Below are 3,012 nucleotides of genomic sequence, written 5' to 3'. Positions count from 1 at the left end.
GGGCCATTTTTCATATCTTACATCTTCTTCGGTGCCTTCACCATTTTCAGTAAAGGTTTATAGTCATTGTTCACAAGACCAATTTTTTCAACAACAATTTCAATTCCGACGATCAGCAGTCCGATCAGCAGGATTGCACCCCAGACAGTTGCCTGAGAAAGGATGATCGCTGCTAAACCAAACATTGCCGCCATTGCATAAATCAATAGCACGGTCTGGCTATGGGAGAAACCAAGTCGCAATAAACAGTGATGCAAATGTGATTTATCTGGTGCTGATAACGGCTGCTTATTGACGATACGTCTGATAATCGCAAAGAATGTATCAGAGATCGGCACACCGAGAATAATAACTGGGATAATCAATGAAATCATTGTAATGTTTTTAAATCCTAATAAGGAAAGCACTGCGATCATATAGCCTAAGAACAATGCTCCAGTATCACCCATGAAAATCTTCGCTGGATGAAAGTTGTAAAGCAGAAAACCTAATGTGCTTCCGAGCACAATAAATCCGATGCTTACAACGAATGGATCACCTTTAATGATTGCCATTCCAGAAATCGTGATTAACGCGATTGAAGATACCCCTGCAGCTAATCCGTCCAGGCCGTCAATCAGGTTAATCGCATTGGTGATTCCGACAATCCAAATCAGTGTCAATGGAATGCTGAATATGCCAAAGTTAAGCTCGCCTATCAACGGAACAGTAATATATTCAAGCTGAACGCCGCCTAAAACAACGACAACAGCAGCAGCGATTTGGCCCAGCAGCTTATACTTAGCAGAAAGCTCTACGAGATCATCCAGAACTCCTGTAATAATAATGATTAAACTCCCGATCACAATGGGCCAGGTTAATGCATCGTCCGGTCTTAATACCAAAAGGCCAATAATGAAGCTTATATATATTGCCAATCCGCCTAAACGCGGCATAATTTTCTGAGGGACCTTTCGCTGGTTAGGCTTGTCAACTGCCCCAATTCTGATGGCCAGCTTTTTAACGAAAGGAGTAATAATAATTGAAGCGATAAAGCATATTAACAAGGTAAGGTAAACCATAAAGTACCTCCTCAATGATTAGCATATCCAATTGATATCAATTTTAATTTAACAACTTAGTCTTTTGTTACATTTAAATGGAAGTGCTTTTCCCCAGCAGCGGAAAAAGGCTTCTAGCAATCTCGCAAGTAAAATATTCCAAATGGGCATATCTCAACTTTTTTCATTATATCTAGTTCCGATCAATATATCTAGAGAAATTTTTATAATTAATTCCCCATATTACATGCCCAATTTTTAAATAAGTTAAACACCTGCCTACTGTCCCAATACATAGACGGGCTTAGTCGCCATTTAGTTACACATTTTGCAATAAAATTGCAATTAAATTTTAATAGAAACATTTATTTCCATATCATGAATATTAATAGTAAATCCATTCTTCTTTTGGTAATATTAATTAATGTCAACACTTATGTAGTTTACTAGAGATTAAGGGGCGTCCTTTATGTTTACGTTTCTAAAGAATAAAATGACTAATACAAACGATAAGCGTTTGAAAAAATATTATAAATTGGTCGACGAAATTAATATGCTGGAAAGCAAATATGAAGCTTATGATAATGAACAGCTTCAGAATATGACAAATCAATTTAAAGAAGAACTCCAAAACGGCAAAAGTATTCGTGATATTACAGCTGATGCCTTTGCTGTCGTGCGTGAAGTTTCTAAGCGTGTATTAGGCTTGCGTCACTATGATGTACAGCTGATCGGCGGCTTAGTATTAACAGAAGGAAACATTGCGGAGATGCCCACTGGTGAAGGAAAAACATTAGTGGCTTCCCTTCCGAGCTATTTGCGTGCCCTTGAAGGCAAAGGTGTTCACGTTATCACGGTTAACGATTACTTAGCAATACGCGACAAAGAAAAGATCGGCAAGATTCACGAGTTCCTTGGATTAACAGTTGGGCTGAATATCGCCCAATTAGATCCGGAAGAAAAGAAAGCTGCTTACTCTGCGGATATCACGTACGGAGTCGGAACAGAATTCGGCTTCGACTATCTGCGTGACAATATGGCAAGAGAGGCTGCAGAAAAAACGCAAAGACCTTATCATTTTGCCATCATTGACGAAGTGGACAGCGTGTTGATTGATGAAGCCAAAACACCATTGATTATTGCCGGTAAAATGGCTTCCAGCTCAAACCTTCATCATATTGCTGCTAAACTGGCCAAACGGTTTAAAAAGGACGAAGAATATTCCTTTGATGAAGAAACCAAAGCGACGAGCTTAACCGAAAAAGGAATTGAGCAGGTGGAGAAGGCTTTTGGTGTCGATAATTTGTATGAGCTCGAGCATCAGACGTTATACCATTATGTGATTCAGGCTGTACGAGCACACGTTATGTTTGAGCGTGATGTGGACTATATTGTGCATGACGGTAAAATCATGCTTGTTGACATGTTCACAGGACGGATTATGGAAGGCCGGACATTAAGTGATGGTCTTCACCAGGCAATTGAAGCTAAAGAAGGCCTGGAAATTACAGACGAAAATAAAACGCAAGCTTCAATCACGATTCAGAACTATTTTAGAATGTATAAATATTTATCAGGCATGACCGGTACAGCGAAAACAGAGGAAAAAGAATTTCAGCAAGTTTACAATATGCAAGTAATTCAAATTCCAACCAACAAGCCGCGCCAGCGCGAAGACTTGCCTGATATTGTCTTCCAGACAACAGAAGATAAATATAAGGCTGTTACAGCAAAGGTAAAAGAAATTCATTCAAAAGGACAGCCTGTTCTCGTTGGAACCACATCCATTCTTCAATCAGAAAAGGTTGCGAAATTTTTTGATGAAGCAGGTCTATCCTACGAAATTTTAAATGCCAAAAGCGTAGAGCAAGAGGTAGAACTGATTGCAGCGGCTGGGCAAAAAAATACGATTACCATTGCGACCAATATGGCCGGAAGAGGTACGGATATCTTATTAGGTGAAGGTGTTCAC

General features: G+C 39.4%; 2 protein-coding genes. One reads left to right on the top strand and one right to left on the bottom strand.

Annotated features, from left to right (window positions below):
* Positions 1–17 precede the first annotated feature (17 nt).
* Positions 18–1,061: an MraY family glycosyltransferase gene (locus OQ279_RS18150; RefSeq protein WP_266071275.1), complete on the bottom strand. Its 1,044-nt coding sequence runs from the start codon at positions 1,059–1,061 to the stop codon at positions 18–20.
* 472 nt (positions 1,062–1,533) lie between these two features.
* Between OQ279_RS18150 and OQ279_RS18145 the strand changes: the two genes are divergently transcribed.
* A partial coding sequence (locus OQ279_RS18145) for a preprotein translocase subunit SecA (RefSeq protein WP_503167762.1) occupies positions 1,534–3,012 on the top strand: 1,479 nt, incomplete at its 3' end.

The sequence above is a fragment of the Salinimicrobium profundisediminis genome (assembly GCF_026241755.1).
In the GTDB taxonomy this organism is placed as follows: Bacteria; Bacteroidota; Bacteroidia; order Flavobacteriales; family Flavobacteriaceae; genus Salinimicrobium; species Salinimicrobium profundisediminis.
This window is presented reverse-complemented; position numbering and strand designations above follow the sequence as displayed.